Below are 19,485 nucleotides of genomic sequence, written 5' to 3'. Positions count from 1 at the left end.
ATGGCAACAGCAGCTCCCAAGCGCCGCGAGCGCGAGTTTCCCCGGTACAAGATACCGCTTGCCGCGATCATCGACGGTCAGCGCGTCATGGTTTGTGACTGGTCGGTCGCCGGGCTGGGGCTTGTAGATGTCGAGCTTTCGCGCAAGCCAGGGGATCACCTCGTTGTTCAACTGCTGATCGAGACCGAGGGGTCGACGCTGCAGCTCCCGCTCAACACCTCCGTCGTCTGGGTGAACCCAGCCGAACGGCGGGCGGGACTGCAAATCCTCGATCCGGCTGAAAAGACGGCGCCCCTGGCGGAATTCGCCGACCTATATCTGGCCGGCCGCCTTGTTGACAGCGATTCAAGTATCTTCGTGTTGGGAAATGATATGGCAGACAAAGAAGACACCAAGGCTGCAGTGGTCGGGACGACTGCTCAGTCGACGGGAGAGGGCCTCGCCGGCCGGATCCTGGGGCTTGCGGTATTCCTCGTGGTTGGATTAGCCGCTTTCGCCTTTCTCTCAAGCATCGTCTACAAGCGGCTGTTCACCTTCGAGGCCGTGGCCGCCAATGTCGCCGCCGAGACGACCACCGTCTACCAGCCGCGGGATGGTGTGGTGGAATTTGCTGCCTTGGGTGAGAGTGTCAAGCAGGGCGAGCGTCTTGCCACCATTACATTGGCGCCGCCGGCCTCCGCAGGGCAGGCGACTGTCGATGTGCTTTCGCCCTGCGACTGCTATGTCGTCTCGGTTGACCATCCCTCTACGACCTATGGTCGCGCTGGTGGACGTCTGATTACCCTCGTCGACAAGGATGCCACACTCTACGTATCGGTAAGGCTTCCGTTCCGGAGACTTGCCAATCTTGCTGAACAGCCGAGCATTTCGCTGACCTATCTCGATGGTCAAACAGCGAGTGATGTCGGCGTACTGTCGATCCCCAAGATAACCGAATACACCGCGACGCAGCTTGAAATAAGGGTGCAGCCGGGCCGCGAACTCGATCCTTCATTGGTCGGGCAGCCCGTGCTTGCGACCTTCGATACTGCACCCTGGAATTGAACTGAAGATCTACACCCAGTCATCACCGACGAGTCCGGAGGCAAGCAATGAGCACATTGACGAAGTCCGTAACGGTAATCCCGGCCATCATGATTGGTGGAAGCGGTACGCGCCTTTGGCCGCTATCCCGCAGCAATATGCCCAAACAGTTCCTACAGTTGGTCAATGAGAGCAGCCTGTTCCAGAACACGCTTGCCCGCGTCGACAGCGCACTGTTTTCCGAGCCTTGGCTGCTCACCTGCCGCGCCTTCGTTGACATGGTCAACGCCCAGGCGCGCCATGTGGATGCGAATTTCGCTTGCATCGTTCTCGAACCGATGCAGCGCGGTACCGCGGCGGCGCTTGCCGCTGTCGCCGAGGCGATCAACCAGTCGGATCCGGACGCCCTCGTGCTGGCAATGCCGGCCGACCACGTGATTGAAAACCCAGAGATCTTCCTTGAGGCGGTGCACAAGGCGATCCCGCTCGCACAGTCCAGCAAGATCGTCACATTCGGTATCGTGCCGACGGCGCCGGAGACTGGTTTCGGTTATATCCGCCCGGGAACGCCGTTCCTCGTGGACGGCCAGGTGATTGGCTCGCTTGTCGACCAACCCGGCGGCTTCCTTGAAAAGCCGAACGTGGTGCGGGCCCAGGAATTCGTTGAGCTGGGCTATCTCTGGAATGCCGGGATATTTCTGTTCAAGGCCTCGACGCTCGTCGGCGAACTGAAGAGGCACGCTCCCGACGTCTATGAAGCGGTCGCCGCTTCGATCGAGAACGGCGTGACGCGGGACCTTGGCAGCCATCTCCTGTTGATGCCTAACGAAGAGGATTTCGCCCGTTGCCCGCTCGATATCCCGATCGATACGGCGGTTCTGGAAAAGAGCTCCGATGTCGCGGTCGTTCCGTGCGACGACATCGGCTGGGCCGATATCGGGTCGCTCTCGGCCCTCTGGGATATCAGCGACAAGGATGAAAACGGCAATGTCCTGCGGGGCGACGGTTATGTATCGCAGTCGCGCAATTGCCTGGTCCATGCTGAGGCCGGCCGTCGAGTGGTGTTGAGCCATATCGAGGACATCATGGTCATCGACAGCGAGGATGCCGTCGTCGTGCTGCCCAAATCCGAGGCTCAGCGTGTCAAGGATATCGTCAATTCATTGAAAAAGATGAATGCCCCGGAGGTAAGCTTTACCCGTAGCGCGCTGAAAAGCTGGGGAAATGTGAAGATTGACCGCATCTATGATGACAGCCAGGTCTGCGCCGTGACCTTTCAAGGTAAGGGATCGGTTACGTATCGCGTGTCCGGCGCTGAAAGCGAGACATGGTTCCTGCACGGCGACAAGCGCGCCGAATACGGGGTCGATGGTCACTTCATTCCGTTCATTTCCGGTAGCCCGGTGACCTTCATCAAGGGGCAGGTCGTAACCATTCGAAGTGCTTCGGGCATGTCGGAGTTTACTTATGTCCGCAAGGACACGGACCTGAACTGGCGTATCGATGACTGGTTCCCGCAGGTGGTAGAGGTTGAGGCCCCCAGGGTACGCGTGTTGTGACAAGTGAGAATATGAACCAGTCTTCGGATTTCACTGTGGAGGTTTCGGGCCGGGCGGTCCCGGTCACGGGACTGAATTCCAGTGGAATCCGTGTGCCTTACCGCGACGACTTATTGGGCTATAGCGGCCCAGTGCGTTTTTCGCTGTCCAGGGAAGGCAGGACCTGGATTGGGGAGCTCCAGGTTCGGGCCGAAAGGGAGGCCGATGAGGTGAAGCTCGTTCTCTCCGGCCCGGAAGAGGAGCGCCGGAGGCTTGTCAGTGTGTTGAACTGGTATGCCGGTCGCGCGTCATCTTTCGTCGGTCAGTTCACCGATCTTCCAAGGGTCGACAGGGCCCTCAAGGGGGCTAGGCGGCGACAAGTGGCGGGGCTGGTCGGCCTTGGCCTTCTGTCGCTTGGTTTGATCGTCACGATTTCTGAAATCCTTGCGCAACGTGGCATGAGCGCGACGTCGAGAGTTGCCTATATCGCAATGCCTGGCGCAGAACTCGGTTCCAACACGGCTGGCCAAGTGGTGTTCGTCAAGCAGGGTGGCCTGATTGAGAAGGGTGAGTTCTTCGCTGCCCTGCGAACGTCGCAGGACTATTCCAAGTTCCTCGAGGCGGATACCGGCGGGGACGTAAGCGCCCAGGCGGTGTTCGCGAATGACTATGTCCGTAAGGGTACGCCGGTGCTGCGCCTGTCTGATGGGAAGGCCGTTCCACATGTGGCGGCCTTCGTGCGGCTCTCCGACGCCGTTGCCGCCTTGAATGCGGCGGAAGCGCGGGTTGAGTTTCCCAAGTCTGGAACAAGCTTCTCCGTTCCTGTCGAGGGGCGGAACTACGTGAACAGCATTCGGGTCATGACGGATGACGATGGCAAGCCGCTTGCCGAAATCAGGCTGCGGCTTCCCGAGGGTGTGGATGTTCCCATGGACGAGCCGGTGGTTGTCAAATTCGGTCGGCCCGTTCGGGGTTTGGCGCTGCTGCCGCGACAGTGGCTGAGCACCCTGACCTCATTGGTGTATTAAGGATCGAATGGCATGAACCCTACTCGGACGAAAATGACGAACGGCAAGGCGCGGCGGATGTTTGGTCCGGCGTTGCTGACCCTTGTTCTTATGGCCTTGCCGGCTCAGCTTCGCCCGAATTTTGCGCTGGCCCAGGAGTTGACGGCCGAGGAGCAGGTGCCGCTTGGCGGCGAGCTGGCTCCCATCGAGCGTGTCATGTCGGAAGAAAGCCTACGATTTTCGGCCGAGCTGGCCGTCACGCGATGGAAAGCGCTTGAAGCCGAGCCGAGTGCCGGTAGCTTCGATGCCTATTTCGAGATTTTCCGGGAAGTGGCGCGTATCGAAAGTTTCGAGCAGGCGACGAAGATCGCCGGCGTTGATGTCCGCAGTCCGCTCGTGATGGTTGCGTCTACGGTGCTGGGCGAGATGAAGGCGAATGGACTTTCGGGTCGCGTGGCCGGTATCAGGGCGCTGGAGAGTCTGGTTGCGAAGCTGGAGGGCACTCAGACTCTCGACGATGCCGATTCCCTTAAAGTGCGCTACACGCTGGTACTCGACTATATGTCCGGCATCGACGTCACGCGCCTGGCCGTCGCGATCGCCGACGGCCTGGGCAGGTCGAACCGGCCGGATATGGCGCTTGATATATATTCCAATTTCCTGACCTATTATTTTGATAGGTTGCCGACCGCGCAGGAGCGGCTCGAACTGATTACCCTGGCCAGTGCTCGGGCCAGCGGCATGGCCGATCCCGCTGCCTTTCGTGTCCTGACCGACCTCCTGCGGATGGCTCCGCGGGCCGAGAAGGTCAACCTCGCGCAGGTTGCTTTCCAGCAGGTCGATATTAACGTTATTGCTAGGCTGAGCGCCGACGCCTCGAACAGCAACCTGTTGCTGGCTGCCTGGTTGAAAGCGGCGGAATCAGTTCAGGGATTGAAGAGCGCTGCCGATATCGCCCCATTGCGCGAGCAGGCGCGCGACAGCCTTGAAACGCCGGCGTTTGAGATTTTGTCGCTAGCGGAAAAGGATGAGACGACCCGCAACCGGATCGTGTCGGACGCAGTGCTGGCCGATGTTAGCCAGAACAGGGCGATGGTCGGATATGACCGCGCGCTCAATCTCGATATGGCACCAGAACAAGCGCCGGAGGCTTATTTCGCGCTGCTTCAGAGCTTCGCCGCCGATGGTTATGCCAATTATGTCCGAAGCCTTGCGCGGCAGATCGCCGAGCAAACGGAGGCTGGTCGATTGGTGTTGAGCGCGGAGCAGTCAACTGCGCTGCTGCTCGATGTCGAAACCACCGCCGATCCCGATTTTGTCCTGTCCCTTGCGCCGGCATTCCCCAACCTTTCAGCGGATCTGGAACGAATCGCGTTGCGAGCCGGCATTCGCACAATCTTCACCATGCCCGTCGATCAGGCGATCGGCTCAGCACGGATCTCTGTGGGAAAAGGTGTCAACCAGGCTCTTATGACGGCGGCAAGCCTTGCCAATGGCGACCTGCCGGCGCCGGCCTCGATAGCGGCGCTTGCGCCATCGCCTGAAGATGACCTGTCGCTTTTGTCCGCCGTGGCTGGACGCCTGTGGCAGTATGGCGAACGCCGTTCGCAGTTGGTCGATTTCATGGCAAGTGAGGTCGGTAGCGAGTTGAAGCAGGCCGTCGCGATCGGTGTGACCGGCTTCATGGGCTTCGAGGCCGGGGAGGGGGCTGGCGTCACTTTTGCGCTTGAGGTCGGCAAACTACTGCCTTCGACGACTGGCGAGGCCAAGGCGCTGCTGGCGGCCTCAATCGGCCAAGCGGCGGAGCCGGGCGAGCTGAGCGCGGAGGCTTTGCAGCGTTATGCGCGCTACCTGGCCGCGACAGGGCAGTCTATTTCCGCGCTCACAAAGGTTGCCGGCGAGCAGGCTTCGCTCGCAACGGTGTCGGCGGCGGTGTTTACAGATATCGAGCCGGCGACGGACCATATTAAGAAGGTTGAAAACGTCCGCGACAGGGTCCGCGAATTCCGACGCCTTGCCGAGGCTCGCGCCAGCGTGCTGGACAACAAAGGCTGGTTGAACAGCGCCAGCCATCCGACACCCACTGCCTCTTCGCCATTGGGCGTCAGTCTTGCGGGGATTAGCGACGGTCGGATTTCCGCCGCCGCCGCAGCAGACAAGGATGCCGTGCCGGCATCCAGACGCCCGTTCATGCCGAACCTATTGCTTGGCCGCGACGCGGTAGCGTCAAAAATCCCAGTTCCCATGCCGAGAGACAGCAACGCGGCGCTGGCAGATATCTCCAAGCGCGGCGAAACACCTGCCACGCGCCTGATCCGCTTTTCGTCCGAGCATTTCGAGGGCATCATCAATCTCGGCGTACGCGAGTATCTCTACCTTAATTCCGACACGACCTTTCCCCGGATCATCTTCGTCACCCGTGGCGTGATGACGATGAGTGAACTCATCGGGCAGGTCCGGGCCACAGCTCCTGATGCGATTACTGTGGAAGACGGCCACGTGACCTTCAACGTGCCGCTTGCGGTCAACGACGGTGCAAGCCTGATCGTCAGCGGTCAGGAAATCCGGTCGCTGCGGCTCAACACAAAGACCGGCGCCTTCCTGGTCAATAGCGGCAAGATATATTTCGACAATGTCACGGTATCCTCCTTCGATACGGAGACAGGCCAGCCGAGTTACGTGCAAGGTTATGAAAATGGCGTTTTCTTCCGGCCGTTTATCTTGAGTTGGAGCGGCAGTGAAACCTATGCGGTGGACTCCAGCTTCGTGGCACTAGGTTATTCCGGCGGAAGAACCTATGGCATGTCGCTCTCATCGGGCCCAACCGACGCCGTGTCACGCCAGGTTGAGTCCAGCCCCCCCCCGACCGGCTATTTCATCAATAACTCTTTCGACAATCTCTACTATGGCTTCTATGTACACGAGGCCGAGGATATCGTGTTTGTCGGCAATGAACTGGTCGACGGTGTCATTTACGGCCTCGACCCTCATGACTTTTCACAGAATCTCATGATGGCCTACAACACGGCCTATGGGACGCAGAAAAAGCACGGGATCATTATTTCGCGCGAGGTCGATGACAGCTTTATCGTCGGCAATCTTTCTTTCGATAACCGCGGCACCGGTATCATGCTCGACCGTCGGAGCTATGGAACTGTTGTCTACGCCAATGATGCGAGCCGCAACGACGGCGATGGCTTTTCGGCCCTGGAGAGCCCTTGCGTCCTTGTTGAAAACAACATGTTTTATGCCAATGGACGCTCGGGGGTGAAGATCCGGAATTCCTGGGATGTTCACGTCGAGAGCAACCAGATCATGCTCAACAAGTCGGCGGGTATCGAAGTCTACATCGACAACCTCGAACTGGCGGCGCAGAGCGAATTTCGTGATTTCAAGAAGGATGCGTACTCGGCGATCGCGACGGTTACTGCGCGCGACAATGTCATCAGCAGCAATCGTGTCGGCATGATTGCGCGCGGTGCGTCCGAAGCCCGGTTCCTCGGAAACCGCTTCATCGACCAATTGCCGCGTTATGTCGGCGGCGACCTCAAGCCGCTGGCTCTTGATATCGTGGCGGAAAACATGCGGTCGGGCGTAGTCGTGCGGTCCATCTGCATGCCGCGCATCCCCATGGACAAGGAATGCAGTCTGGCAAGGGATGGCGTCATCAGCGCGCAATCCATGCAGCCGGAGTTCGGTGCAGCTCAAGGCTCCATCGACCTGTGCGTGAACACGGCGGGGTCTCCGCAGTCGGCCGCCTTTAATGCACCGGAAGGAGAGTGATCCAATGATCATCGAGCTTCGTCGCAAACATATCTCAATGGCGCTGGCCATGGCCCTCTCGTCAAGTGTCGCTGCGCTGACGCCATTCGCCGAGGCGCAGGCTTCGGATAGACCTGCGCAGATCGTGGCCTTGACCAAGAAGGCCTATCAGACAGAGCAACGGGACGTGGAGGAATTCAAGGTATCCACGAACGCCACCGTGCGGTTGACCTATGCTCGCCTGTTGGCGCGGGGCAGAATTGTCAGCGACAGCAATCCGTTGCGTGCCCCCGACATGAATGGGGCGATCGAAGTCTATCGCGGCCTTGTTTCGACGAGCGATGCTGAAGTCCGAGTGAAAGCCATAGGCGAACTCGCCGATCTTCTGCAGCGCAAGGGTGGCGTGGAGAACGAGCAGGAAGCCACCGCTTTGCGTGCCTCCATTGCACGACCGCTTGCAGGAGCCTCCGTTCAGGCGGCGCCGGCCGCGGACACGCCAGTCAACATTGAAGAGGATCTTCGCAACAGAATGGCAAATGGCTCGCTTGATGCAGCCTTCGATCTTCTGTTGCTGCAGGCGCGCGAAAACCCCACCGAGGTTGACACGCTGCGAAGCCAGATGTTGCTGATGGCCAATCTGTCGGCCCTCGAAGGCGACGGCGCCGTCGGTAGGCTGGCCGGTCGTTATGCCGGTTCGTTCGATGCGCAAGAGCATCCCGAGGTGCTGAAGTCACTGCTGGTCCTCGCCGCAGGTGATGGCAGCGACAGCTTGGTCGGCGTGATTGAAAAGAACCGTGAAGCGCTTCTCGCCGTTCTCGGCCAGGAACAGACACGCGAGATCGTCTGGCAGCTTGTGAATGGTGGCTCGACCCGTGCCGCCGAACTGATCGCGCTCGACTTGGTCGACGAGAATGTCTTCGGCTTTGATGAGGCTGATGCCAAATGGGCCATCGAAGCGCTCAACGGCGCCGGCAGCTATCGTGCCAACTATGTGACGGCCAAGCTCTATTATCAGGGCATTTATGTTGACAAGGACATAGATCGTGCCGTGTCAGCGATGGAGAAAATGCTGGCCGGGGCTGATGCCGCCAGGCAGGAAAGTCTCGTGATCGCGGATCGCTTCGCGCGCATGAACCTGTCCGACAGCCTTGTGGCGAAATATGTCCTGCCAATCTACATGGGCGCTTGGAAGGCGGGAGATCTATCGGTGGTGGGGCGGTTGGCCCGCGTCATCGTCAGCGCGGAGAAGGGCGGCTTCTACGCCACCGCGGCAGACATGCCGGTCCCGCCCGACCAACTGGTCGCCGAACTGTCGAGCGCCTACACGAACGGAGATCTTTCCGCCGGCATGATGCTGGGGGATATCTACCGCGAAGGCCGCCTGGTCGCAGCCGATCCCACCATGGCGCGCACGATCTACGAAGACCTCAGGCAACAATATGCCGATATGCCCGGGATGCAGCTGAAGCTGCGCGAGCAATTGGCCAAGTTGGTCCGGCAGGACCTGGAGGTGACGCGGGCCTATGCGGCTTATCATGCCGAGCTTCGCGCTCTTGCCGGAGAGCGCAATCTGTGGGCCATGCGTGAACTTGGCCTTCTTCTTGCCAAGGGCGGGCCCGAAATCGAAACAGACGTCGAGGGAGGCTTGAATCTTCTCCTGGAAGCCTTGTCGGAAGGCTATTTTCCAGCTGGTCCGAATGCGGCAGACATCGCGCTCGCCAGTGGCTCGACCGATAGCCTTCGGCGACTTTCGGACGTCTTCAAAAAATTCGATCCGCGTACCTTGTCACCTGAAAGTAAGGTGCAGCTGGCGGAGGTGGATTTTGCGCTCAAGCAGTTCGATCAGGCTGAATATTTGTTGAGTGATCCGGACGTTCAAGAACTTCCGATCGGCCAATTTCTTCTGGCTCAAGTCATGTTGTCGAGTGGCAAGCTAGCCCCAGAGATCGCAGCCGGGAAGATGAAAGATGTGATCCTCGCATTCACCGGCCAAGATGGGCAGCTGATAGAGTTTATTCAGCAACTCGCAAGGCAAGACAGACTGAGCACAGAGTTCATGGAACCGGTTCTTGAGCGCCTGGCGAAAATTGCCGACAAGAACGACATGTTGGCGATAAACGTCGCGTTCAGACTGCGCCAGACATGGCCGTCGAGCCGGTCGCTCAGCTTTAACAGAGTCGTCGACTGGTCTGTTTATTACGCGGCCCGCGGTGTCAGTGAACCTCTTGCACGGATTGCGACAAATGTGAACGAGGCGGCCGTTGGCCCGGAAAAGTACCGCTATCTCGTCGACAAAGTGGAGGAAGTTCTTCCTGCTGTTCCGAACAACGGAAGCCTTCGAATGTTTCTTGCTGAGGTTTACGCCCAAGGCGTCGGAAGAAGCCGAGATCTCGATCGGGCACGGCAATTGGTCAAGGAGGCGGCCGAACTGGGCAATCTGGAGGCATTGAATGCAATCGCGTCAGATTTCCACAATGGACGTAGTGTTGGCATGGATCGCGACAGAGCCGAGGATCTCTACCGCGCTCTAGCCTTCGTTGGCTCGAACAGTAGCGCTCTGGCACTTGCGAGAAATTACTCGAAGGCACCGAGTTCAAAGGTCCATGAGACCCGCGCTTTCGCTTACTACATTAAGGCGGCGGCAGGTGGATCTAGCAGCGCAATGGTTGAGGTCGGGCGAAACTATCTTGCCGGTGCCGGCGTCGGGCTCGATGAAGCCGAGGGTATTGCCTGGCTTGAAAAAGCGGCCGACCTTGGAAGTGTAGATGCCATGACGCAGCTGTATTTCTACTACTTCGTGAAGAATCCCACGAGCAAGAACGACGATGCCGAGGTTTGGCTCGATAAGCTTGTTGAAGCGAATGTTCCGGAAATGATTATCAGGAAAGTCGTCCTTCTTCGGGATCGGGACCGAGAAGGAAACAAGAAGGAAATCTTCAGTCTTCTTGATCGCGCCGAAACTTTGGGGAGTCAATTCGCCAGGCGTCTCGAAAACATTTATATCCGAGAATATAGAGGGGGTGTTTCTAAATGAGTATATTGTTAGAGCGCTTCAGAATTTGTGCGGCAAGGGCGCATAATTTAAGCCTTGCTGTATCGATTGTTTCTATATTTGGCTTGATGGCGGGAGACGCGCTGTCTCAGGAGTATAAGTATAAATGTGAGGAAATAGAGCAGAAGTCTGTATTGTCCTCATTTGGATCGCAAGTCTATCAGGGCTATGACGGTTGGTTTTTTCGAAGGTACGAACTTAAGAGTATGTTCGAAATGCCTGATTCCGTTGTTTCCATGTTTGCAAATGTTAACAGAGCTCTAGCGTCGAAGGGTACTCACCTTATATTGCTGCCAATGCTGCCGAAGGGTATGGCAGCGTACGATTTCTTGCCAAAGGATGGCGTGCTCGCCGACATGATTTTCGATGTTCGGCTTGCGCGCGAAGACTATCGCAGGATGACGAGTGTACTAAATGATGTTGGGTTGGATGTAGTAAATCTCGAAGAAGCTCTTCGCGAAGATCCCTCATTTGATAGGAACAGTTACTATTTCAAGCGTGACCTCCATTGGCAGCCCGCTGGAGCGCGTTTCGCGGCCAATAAGGTGGCCGAGCGCATCGAGAGTCGCGTTTCCGATGCGATGGGGAATGTCGAGTATACTACAAGTGGGCCGGTCGAAGGTCGCCTCGTTTCAAGCTTGAACTTGGTTCTCAACGAACTGTGCCAATCGCCAGTTCCTTCCGAGCCAATCGAACTTTACGAAACCAAGCAAGTTGTGAGTTCGCTTGACGACCTTCTCACGGAAGAGCCAGTCACCGACACCGCATTCCTTCATGTGGTAGGAAGTTCTTTTACGGATGAAGCCAAGCCGTTTGCTTTCAACGATTTTCTCAGGGCGCGTTTGAGGAGGGTTGTTGACGGGTTCTCCATCGCAGGTGGCGGAGTTGATCAGTCGATTTACGCCTGGGCGCAAAAGTCAGAAGGGTTGGGACGAAAGCCCAGATTTGTGGTTTGGGAACTTCCGAATCTGGCGGACCTGATAAAATTGGCTCCCGAAATGAACCGTACTATTGTTCCGGCGATAGTAGGCTCTTGTGAAAATGAATATTTGATCGCGAGCCAGAAATTCGAGAGTTCCAGTCAGATAGATTTTGACTTTCCTGACCTGTAGGGAGATCCGGGTGGTTATTACATGGAGTTCAACTTTTCCAACAGGGCGCTCACTGAATTCAATTTTTCATATGAGTACCCAGGTCAGGTTGTCGAGAACGTGAATTATAGAAATCCCCCTCGTGTAACAGGTCTTATGAAGCTCTACCAAGCTCTACCTGGCGGGAGGATTGAAAGCCCTCTCAAGGTTACCGTGGATCTCGGTGCTAATGCGACGTCGGCTGGTTCCGTTTCGCTATGTCGCTATCCGGCCGGGATTGTCGAATCGAATGTTCAGAATTGAGGAGTGAAACAATGTTGGAAATCCGCAAGAGTTATAGGTTCAAATTCTTCAGCCTTCTGCTGGTCGGCTGGGCGATGTCCCAGTCGCCGGTCCTATCCAACGACGCTGCCCTCTATGACGCGCCGATTCCGGCAGACAGAAGTCTTGTTCGGTTTCTCAATGTAAAGCTGAAGTCTGGAGTCTCTGTCGAGTTTTCCGGCCAAAAATTTCAGATCGATCAGGCGGCCTTGTCCAACTACCGTATCGTCGGCAACGGCACCTTTACGATCACAGATGGCACCGCCTCCGCTGAAGCGAAATTCGAGCCTGGAAAATTTTACACTGTGGCGGTTGGCGCAAGTGAAGGTGGGATTGTGGTGATTCCCGACAACGATGTCGAAAACCCGTCCAGATCCGCGCTCTCATTCTACAATTTTTCTTCCGCTCCGGCGAATTTGGCATTGCGGTTGAATGGCGACAGCAAGGTCCTTTTCAAGGATCTTGTTCCTGGCTCTATGGCATCGAAGGAACTGCCTGTGATCGACATTGGCCTCGAAGTCACCGAGGGCGACAAGAAGGTCACCGAAATAGAAAAGGTTTCGTTGACTGCAAGGGAACGCCAGAACGTTGTCGTGGTCGATACAGCTAATGGTCCGGCCGGCTTTGTGATCCCGACAGGGATCGATCAATAAATTCTACACAAATGGGCAAGGACCTGGGGGTAAGTAGATTGCGTAAAGACTATTTCAGAAATTCGGTTGTAGTGACGGCGACCGTTGCAGGCTTGGCGGGCGGGTTTGCTTCTGCAGCATACGCAGAAAATCCCTCGATCTTGCTGGATCCCCCGGCTCTTGACTACAAGGCGGTTTGCAAGCCGCCTGTTGCGAAAGGCGACCGTCCGAAAATTGAAAAGGATTGGGCAAAGAACCCGGCTTCCGAAGTTGACCTTCCTGCTTCGTCCATCGTTTCCTTGGCCACGGAATATCAACGTGGCAGCGATCGTGTTTCGAAATCTGCCGATGTCGCGGAAGCTTTGCTGAGGGCAGGTTTGGCCAAGTATCCTGCCCAGCGCGACATATTTTTGCTTCCTCTAGCGCGCGTTCTCATAGAGAGCGGCTCGTCGATCGATGAACTGCGGGAAGCGGAGAGCAATCTGCTGGAAGCTTACGGCACGGGCAATTTGCGCGCCGCTTTCGCTCTCGGGCAGTTGTATGGTGACGGTGGACCAAGCCAGATGCGTGACGTATCCAAGGCGCACATCTACTTGGAGAAGTCCGCACTCTCTTCCGATCCTCAGGGCATGATTGAATATGCTCGCCTTATTACGCTTGATCCGCAAGCCACCGAGGAGCAGAAAAGAAGTGCGGTTACCAATGCGCTTCTTGGGCTCATGGCGCAGATCAAGGCGGGCGATTGTTCGGCGCTCAGCCAGATCGGTTTTCTGTACCTCAGGGGAAACTTGGTCAGCAAAGAAGTCGAAACGGCTCTGAAGTGGCTGGAGGCTTTCGCGCAAACCGGTGATCCGCAGACGGCGCAGAATCTTGCCAATCTCTACCGTTCCAATCAGGTTGATCAGATCGACATCCAGAAGTCGATGACCTATCTCAAGCAGGCCGCCGACGGAGGCATTGCCTCGGCGGAGTTCATGCTTGGAAAAGCTTACGCCACCGGCGTGTCTGTTCAGCAAGATTCGACCCTGGCTGTCCGCTATCTTACCAGTGCTTCCGAGAAGGGATTGCTTGCCGCCGATGAGTGGCTGGCCCGAGTTTACTCTGGCGAGTTTTCTGGCGAAGTAGATGCCGCAAAGGCGCGGTCGTTTTTCGAGCGCGCGACCAAGGATGTCGATCCTGCAGGCGCGCTGCCGGTGCGATACGGCGCGTTTCTTGCCAATTTTGGCGGATCGCAGTCTGATGTCGAAAAGGCATTGAAGGTGTTGGAGACTGCGGCTGCCGCGGGGTCGGCTGACGCTAGCAACGAGATTGGCAAGATCTACCTCAAGATGGGGCGTACCGATCCCAGCTATCTCAGCAAGGCCATCCATTTCTTTAGCGAGTCCGCGTCCTCGGGCAATTCCGATGGCGCAGCTAAGCTTGCGGGTATGTTTGCCTGCGGCCAGGGCGCGCCACTATCTGTCGAGCTTTCAAATGAATGGCGCCACAAGGCGGCGGTCTTTGGATCCACGAATTCGCTTTATATCTCCGGCCTGAACATGGTGACGTCATCTGACGCCACGGATCAGGCGAAGGGGCGAATTTATCTCCAGCAGGCGGCCTATAAGGGCAGTCCCGACGCGATCGGTTATGTCTTGGCTCGTTGGGAAAGGGGCGTGGATGGTTTCGAGCAGAACCCCGAGGCGGCCACCCGTCTTTTGAAATTCGTTGCCTTGCTCAAGGATGAGACTCAAAAGCGGTTGACCGAATTGTCGATCATTCGAAACCGCTTTGACGTATCCGCCAAGCTCGATGAGAAGATCTCGCAGATCGGCGCCATAGACGCCCTCATACAAGCGGGCGACAATGATGCCCTGATGCTCAAGGCGCAATTGCTTCAGGATGCTGGTCAGGCAAAGCCCCAGGATCTGGAGGCGATCTATGAGCAACTGGCGAATGCGGGTGATCCGCGCGGAATGCGGGAATACGGTAAGGTGTTGCTTGCCGATTTGAGCAAAGATAGCTCCGTCGGGCAAACCTGGCTGACGAAAGCTGCGGATGCGGGTGACTTCAAGGCGAAGCTATCGCTGATTGATCCCGGTGACCCGCAGGCCATGCCGAAAATTGCTGCAATTACTTCTGCCGGTGAGGCCTGCACTGTCGATGCCATGGTCAACGTGGCGCGCGTATACGCCAGCCTTCCGGACCCCGAAGCAAAGACCTTGGCACGTTATTGGCTTTCGTTGGCGGAGCGGCTTTCTGACCGAGACGGCGATGACCTCTTCAGTGTTGGTGCCGCATTCCGCGATGGTATCGACGGTGTAGAGAACCGATTCAAGGCCGAAGCGTTTTTCCTGCGCTCCTATGCGCTTGGTCGCATTTCGGTGCTTCGCGATCTCGCGGAGGGGCATTTGCAAGGCTTGTGGGCCTCCTCGTCGGCTGATGCGGCGAAAACCTATCTGCTCAAGCTTTACGCGTCCGGTGACAAGGATGCGGCGAATAAACTGATTAGCGAGATCGCCGACGAGAACCTCACGTCCTCGACGACCGAGGTTGATGAACTCCAGGCGTTCCTCGGGTCAGATGCGGTCAATTCAGGAAAGTACTTTCTCAAACTGGCAAGGCTCAACCTTGCCGGAAAGTTGGGGGCGCGTGACGACGCAACCGTCGTGCGATGGCTGACGATCTCGGCGCAGGCCGGTGAGGCCAATGCGATGTACCGACTGTATCAGACTTTCTTTTATGGGACGGGGGCGGAAAAAGACATCGGCAAGGCGGTCGAGTGGCTTACCAAGGCGGCCGAAGCCGGCAATCCGAAAGCGGCGCGTGAGCTCGCGACAGCCTACAAGGTCGGCGTAGTCGGTCTTCCGGCGGATGCAGAAAAGGCGGCTTATTGGGACGGCAGGGTCAAGGAGCTATCCGATGGCGAATGACGACTATCGAATTCTTATAGACCCCCTAGGCGTTGTAACAGCCTGAAATGGAGTATGCCCGTGTTCAACAAGGCGCGAAACACTCTTGGCCTATTGGGTGCAATGGTTGTGATGGGCACTGGGGTGCAGCCTAGCTCCGCTGCAACCCTTGCTGTTCCTTTCCAACTGGCCCGCGACGTGATGGAAAACAATGGCAAGCAGGAATGCACGCAAAGCTTTCCCGCGCCTGTCGTATCCCTGAACCTTTCAAGCATCTATGACGACGATGATGAGAGCCGTTCCACGATCGACCCGAAGAACAAGGCCAGATATGACGAAACCATATCGCAGACGCGCGATTTTCTAACGTTTGTTACGAAGAACGCCAGCAACTACACCGAAACCGATGGCAAAAGACTTGAAAGCGCCATTTGCGCGCTCAAGGCCTTGAACAATTGGGCCAGCGCCAATGCATTGTCCGATCTCCAGTCCCGCCAAAGCTATCTCAGCATGACGCGCATCGTGGCTGGAGCGGCCTTGGCCTATGTGCAGGTCGTTCCGGCTGCGAAGCTGACGAATTTCAACACGTCCAGGATCGAAAAATGGCTCGAAACCTTCGCCGAGCGAATCGTGCCGATCTACACGGAGTCCGGTGATCGGGATTCCAACCGGCAGAACCACCGCTACTGGGGCGGTCTCGCCCTGACGTCCGTGGGCGTTGCGGTCGGGCGCAAGGATTTCCTCGATTTCGGATTCGAGAGCTACAAGCTAGGTGTCTGCCAGGTTACGCCGGACGGAGCGTTGCCGCTGGAACTGGCGCGCAAGAAGAAGTCACGCGACTATCACCTTCACGCCGCCGGGCCGCTGGTGATGATGGCGTCGTTGTTGCAGGCAAATGGCTACGCGACATTTTCTCAATGCAACAACGGGCTTCAACGGCTTGTGCATTTCGCACTGTCGTCGATCGATGATCCGACCAAGATGGAAGCCTTAGCCGGCGAGAAGCAGGTCAAGCTTCCGCGTGAAAAGAACGGTTTGATCCGGGGCGATAGAATTGCCTGGATCGATGCCTACCTCGCTCAGTATCCCGAGGAAAGAGCATCGTATGGCGGCCTCTACGATAAGGCATTGTTCTCCTCCAACCTCGGGGGGCGCGTGAGTGTCTTATACAACATGAAGTTTCGTGACTGATTTTTTAGTTGGCAACCTTAACGGGAGTTGCGTGTGAGCCTTAAATTTGGAACCAGCGGACTGCGTGGTTTGTCTGTCGACCTCAAGGGCCGGCCTTCTTATGTCTATGCGTCGGCGTTCGCGGTCTTTCTGTTGCGTTCGGGACTGGCCAAGGTGGGAGACCGGGTTCTGGTCGCCTATGATTTTCGCGAATCCAGTCCGGCGATCGCCGCCAATGTCTTGGCGGCGGTGCGCGATCATGGCCTGGTCGCCGTCGATTGCGGTCTTATTCCGACGCCCGCGCTTGCATTCTACGGTTTCCAGACCGGTGCTGCCTCGATGATGGTCACCGGCTCGCACATCCCGGCGGATCGCAACGGTATCAAGTTCTACCTGCCCGATGGCGAGATCGCCAAGCCGGATGAATTGGCGATCCTGGCGATCGCCAACGAGCTGCACGATATCGCCATACCGGCTCCGAGCGCCGGCACGGACTTTGACAACGGCTCGGGAGAGGCGACGTCGCTGTTCCTGCGTCGCAACCAGAGCCTACTGGCCACCAATGCGCTGGCTGGCATGCGGGTCGGGAACTATCAGCACTCCACAGTCGCCCGCGATATGCTGTCGGAGATCCTGCGCTATTACGGCGCCGAGGTTGTCGATCTGGGGCGCTCGACGGACTTTATTCCGGTCGATACCGAAGCCGTGTCGCAGGCAACGCTCGACCTCTTGAAGGCTTGGGCCGGTGAACACAGCCTCGATGCGATCATCTCGGCTGACGGCGACGGCGACCGGCCTCTGATCGCCGACGAGTACGGCGAGCCGGTCAGCGGAGACCTCTGCGGGCTGATCGCCGCCCGCTTTCTTGGCGCCGACGCGATTGTGACTCCGATTACGTCCAATTCCGGGATTGACAGGGGCGGCTTTGCTCAGGTGATCCGCACGCGCGTGGGTTCCCCCTATGTGATTGCCGGCATGCAGGACGCATTGAACGGCAGCGCCGGCGTGGTCGGCTTCGAGGCCAATGGCGGCACGCTCACGGCTTCGACGTTTGCAGTTGCTGGCGGGGATTTGCTGCCCCTGCCGACACGTGACTCCTTCCTGCCGATCTTGGCGGTGCTGAGCTCGGCCAGAGCCGCCGGCCTAACCCTGTCGGACTTGAAGGCGGGACTTGGCCTTCCCGTGACCGCCGCAGATCGTCTGGAGAACTACGCGACCGAACGCAGCACCGCCCTCATGGCCAAGTTGCGCGGTAGCGAGGAACAATTGCGGCAGTTCGTAGAGCCGCTCGGCGAGCTCGCTGGCATTGATGAGACCGATGGCCTGCGCGTGGCGCTTTCGAGCGGGAAAATCGTGCATTTTCGCCCATCCGGCAATGCGCCGGAGATGCGGTGCTATGTCGAGGACACCAATGCCGAAAGCGCCAGGCGCCTGCTTGACGATGGTCTAAGGCTGTTGCGCGAGTTTCGGGCGTGATCCGGGGGAGGGGCGCGGAAGGGCGATATGTGGTTGAGGCCGTCGGTCGAAAAACGTTTTGACGGCATGAGATTGAAGAGCGCCGAGGCGCGGAACCTGCGGGTTAGGGTGGACTGAAAATGAAAGAACTCAAGACATGCGGTCAGGCAATTCTTGTCGCTGCGACTTTGGCAATGCTTGCCTCATGCAATAGCTCTCCCGAGGCGTCTTTCCTTGACGCCAAGGTGCAGATCGCGCAGGAACGCGCGGGTTTCGAAGCCCGCCGCGATCCAGGCGCGCTATTGGCCAAGTCCGCAGAAAACGCCAAAAGCAAGGATGAGATCATCCGCTATAATCGCGCTTATGGCAATTTCGCGCTCGATCATGGCAAGACCGCCGAGGCCTACTTGGCATTCGAGCGTGCGGCACTGGCCGGCGATCCCTCGTCCGGCCGCCGGCTCGCCAAGGTTCACCTTGATGGGGTCTACCACCCGTCGAACACGACGATGGTGGCGCGTTCGGTCTACCTACCGCTGGCCAATGACAAGTCGGAAGTCACGGTGCGCCTGCTGCTGGCGAAACTGATCGACGCGGGACAATTGTCGGCCGGTCAGTTTGGCAGCTCCGATACGTGGCTCAATCAGGCGGCTAGCGCCGGCGGAACCGGCGCGCTTCGGCAGCTGGCCGAACGGGCGGAAGCCTCCGGCAATCTCATGCTGGCTCTCGACTACTATACGAAGGGCGACAAGACCTCCAAGGCCGATCGTGCCCTGCGTCAGGCGCGGGTCAATTATCTTGGCCAGGAGACGGCGACCAATGTCAAGCGTGGCCGCGCCTGGATGGAGATCGCGCGCAAGCTCGACAAGCAGGGCGCGGCGCAGTTGGCGGCGCGCATCTATCGCCAGACTTCGGGCGGGCGCGATGGCGCCTATCTGTCCACCGTTGCTGCCGCGGGTGGTGTCAACGTCATGTCGCAATCGCAACTGGTTGGCGCCTTCCGGGCGGCGAAAACCGAGGCCGAGCGCGAAAAGATTGTCGAACCGCTGAAAGCCGCCGCCAAGGCCGGCAATGCCGAGGCCGCGTTCAACCTGGCCCAGCTCTACCTCGGCATCGGTAGCGACCCGTTTGCAGCCGGTCCCTTGCTGGCGACCGCCTTCAACAAGGGCAAGTCCGAGGCCATGGCGCCGATGGTGGCGCTGCTGATGCGGGCCGAGCCAGGCCAGACCAATGCGGAACCTCTGTTCAAGGCAGTCACCAAGGCGGCTGACGGTGGCAATGTCGAAGCGGCGCGCGCCCTCAGTTCGCTCTATGGCATCGGTGGCTACAAGCCGGCCAACGACGAAGAGCGCATTAAATGGCTGCGCAAGGCAGCCGATTCCGGCGATACCAAGTCGCAGTACGAACTCGGCGTCTATCTCCACGAGAACGACAAGACCGAGGCGCAAAAGAAGCTCGCGGTGGAATATCTGCTTAAGGCCGCCAAGAAGGGTGACGCCTTCGCACGCGCCTATCTTAAATCGAAGAACATCGCGGAGAACTGATC

General features: G+C 57.9%; 11 protein-coding genes. All 11 read left to right on the top strand.

Features of this window, described 5'->3' with window-relative positions:
- The 11 genes from J2045_RS17025 to J2045_RS16975 all read left to right on the top strand — a co-directional run bounded on the left by J2045_RS17025 (position 1) and on the right by J2045_RS16975 (position 19,483).
- A complete protein-coding gene (locus J2045_RS17025) occupies positions 1-1,044 on the top strand; it encodes a PilZ domain-containing protein (protein ID WP_307374906.1) in 1,044 nt (347 codons plus the stop codon).
- 47 nt (positions 1,045-1,091) lie between these two features.
- Entirely contained in the window at positions 1,092-2,582 is a 1,491-nt protein-coding gene (locus J2045_RS17020) for a mannose-1-phosphate guanylyltransferase (RefSeq protein WP_166599846.1), read from the top strand.
- 209 nt (positions 2,583-2,791) lie between these two features.
- Positions 2,792-3,589, top strand: coding sequence for a hypothetical protein (locus tag J2045_RS17015; protein ID WP_307374903.1), 798 nt, complete (start codon positions 2,792-2,794; stop codon positions 3,587-3,589).
- A gap of 33 nt (positions 3,590-3,622) precedes the next feature.
- A complete protein-coding gene (locus tag J2045_RS17010; protein ID WP_307374901.1) occupies positions 3,623-7,351 on the top strand; it encodes a right-handed parallel beta-helix repeat-containing protein in 3,729 nt (1,242 codons plus the stop codon).
- Between the two features lie 4 nt (positions 7,352-7,355).
- The gene (locus J2045_RS17005; protein WP_307374899.1) at positions 7,356-10,364 is read left to right on the top strand and encodes a tetratricopeptide repeat protein; all 3,009 of its coding nucleotides are present in this window, start codon (positions 7,356-7,358) and stop codon (positions 10,362-10,364) included.
- Positions 10,361-11,494, top strand: coding sequence for an alginate O-acetyltransferase AlgX-related protein (locus J2045_RS17000; protein WP_307374897.1), 1,134 nt, complete (start codon positions 10,361-10,363; stop codon positions 11,492-11,494). Before J2045_RS17005 ends, J2045_RS17000 begins: the two co-directional genes overlap by 4 nt.
- A gap of 293 nt (positions 11,495-11,787) precedes the next feature.
- On the top strand, positions 11,788-12,447 hold the full coding sequence (locus tag J2045_RS16995; RefSeq protein ID WP_307374895.1) for an alginate O-acetyltransferase AlgF: 660 nt from the start codon (positions 11,788-11,790) through the stop codon (positions 12,445-12,447).
- Between the two features lie 38 nt (positions 12,448-12,485).
- Complete coding sequence (locus J2045_RS16990) at positions 12,486-15,338, top strand: tetratricopeptide repeat protein (RefSeq protein WP_307374893.1); 2,853 nt, start codon at positions 12,486-12,488, stop codon at positions 15,336-15,338.
- A gap of 60 nt (positions 15,339-15,398) precedes the next feature.
- On the top strand, positions 15,399-16,508 hold the full coding sequence (locus tag J2045_RS16985; protein ID WP_307374891.1) for an alginate lyase family protein: 1,110 nt from the start codon (positions 15,399-15,401) through the stop codon (positions 16,506-16,508).
- A 33-nt stretch (positions 16,509-16,541) separates the two neighbouring features.
- On the top strand, positions 16,542-17,963 hold the full coding sequence (locus J2045_RS16980; RefSeq protein ID WP_166599854.1) for a phosphomannomutase: 1,422 nt from the start codon (positions 16,542-16,544) through the stop codon (positions 17,961-17,963).
- A 119-nt stretch (positions 17,964-18,082) separates the two neighbouring features.
- Entirely contained in the window at positions 18,083-19,483 is a 1,401-nt protein-coding gene (locus J2045_RS16975; protein WP_307374888.1) for a tetratricopeptide repeat protein, read from the top strand.
- Positions 19,484-19,485: the final 2 nt, after the last annotated feature.

Origin of the sequence: Peteryoungia aggregata LMG 23059 (assembly GCF_030814435.1) — a bacterium.
GTDB classification, from domain to species: domain Bacteria; phylum Pseudomonadota; class Alphaproteobacteria; order Rhizobiales; family Rhizobiaceae; genus Allorhizobium; species Allorhizobium aggregatum.
This window is presented reverse-complemented; position numbering and strand designations above follow the sequence as displayed.

What these genes read in the sequence shown, in the direction of transcription:
- J2045_RS17000 (WP_307374897.1), top strand. Translation starts at nt 10,361, where the DNA reads ATGAGTATATTGTTAGAGCGCTTCAGAATTTGTGCGGCAAGGGCGCAT.
- J2045_RS17005 (WP_307374899.1), top strand. Translation starts at nt 7,356, where the DNA reads ATGATCATCGAGCTTCGTCGCAAACATATCTCAATGGCGCTGGCCATG.
- J2045_RS16975 (WP_307374888.1), top strand. Translation starts at nt 18,083, where the DNA reads ATGAAAGAACTCAAGACATGCGGTCAGGCAATTCTTGTCGCTGCGACT.
- J2045_RS17010 (WP_307374901.1), top strand. Translation starts at nt 3,623, where the DNA reads ATGACGAACGGCAAGGCGCGGCGGATGTTTGGTCCGGCGTTGCTGACC.
- J2045_RS16995 (WP_307374895.1), top strand. Translation starts at nt 11,788, where the DNA reads ATGTTGGAAATCCGCAAGAGTTATAGGTTCAAATTCTTCAGCCTTCTG.
- J2045_RS17025 (WP_307374906.1), top strand. Translation starts at nt 1, where the DNA reads ATGGCAACAGCAGCTCCCAAGCGCCGCGAGCGCGAGTTTCCCCGGTAC.
- J2045_RS17020 (WP_166599846.1), top strand. Translation starts at nt 1,092, where the DNA reads ATGAGCACATTGACGAAGTCCGTAACGGTAATCCCGGCCATCATGATT.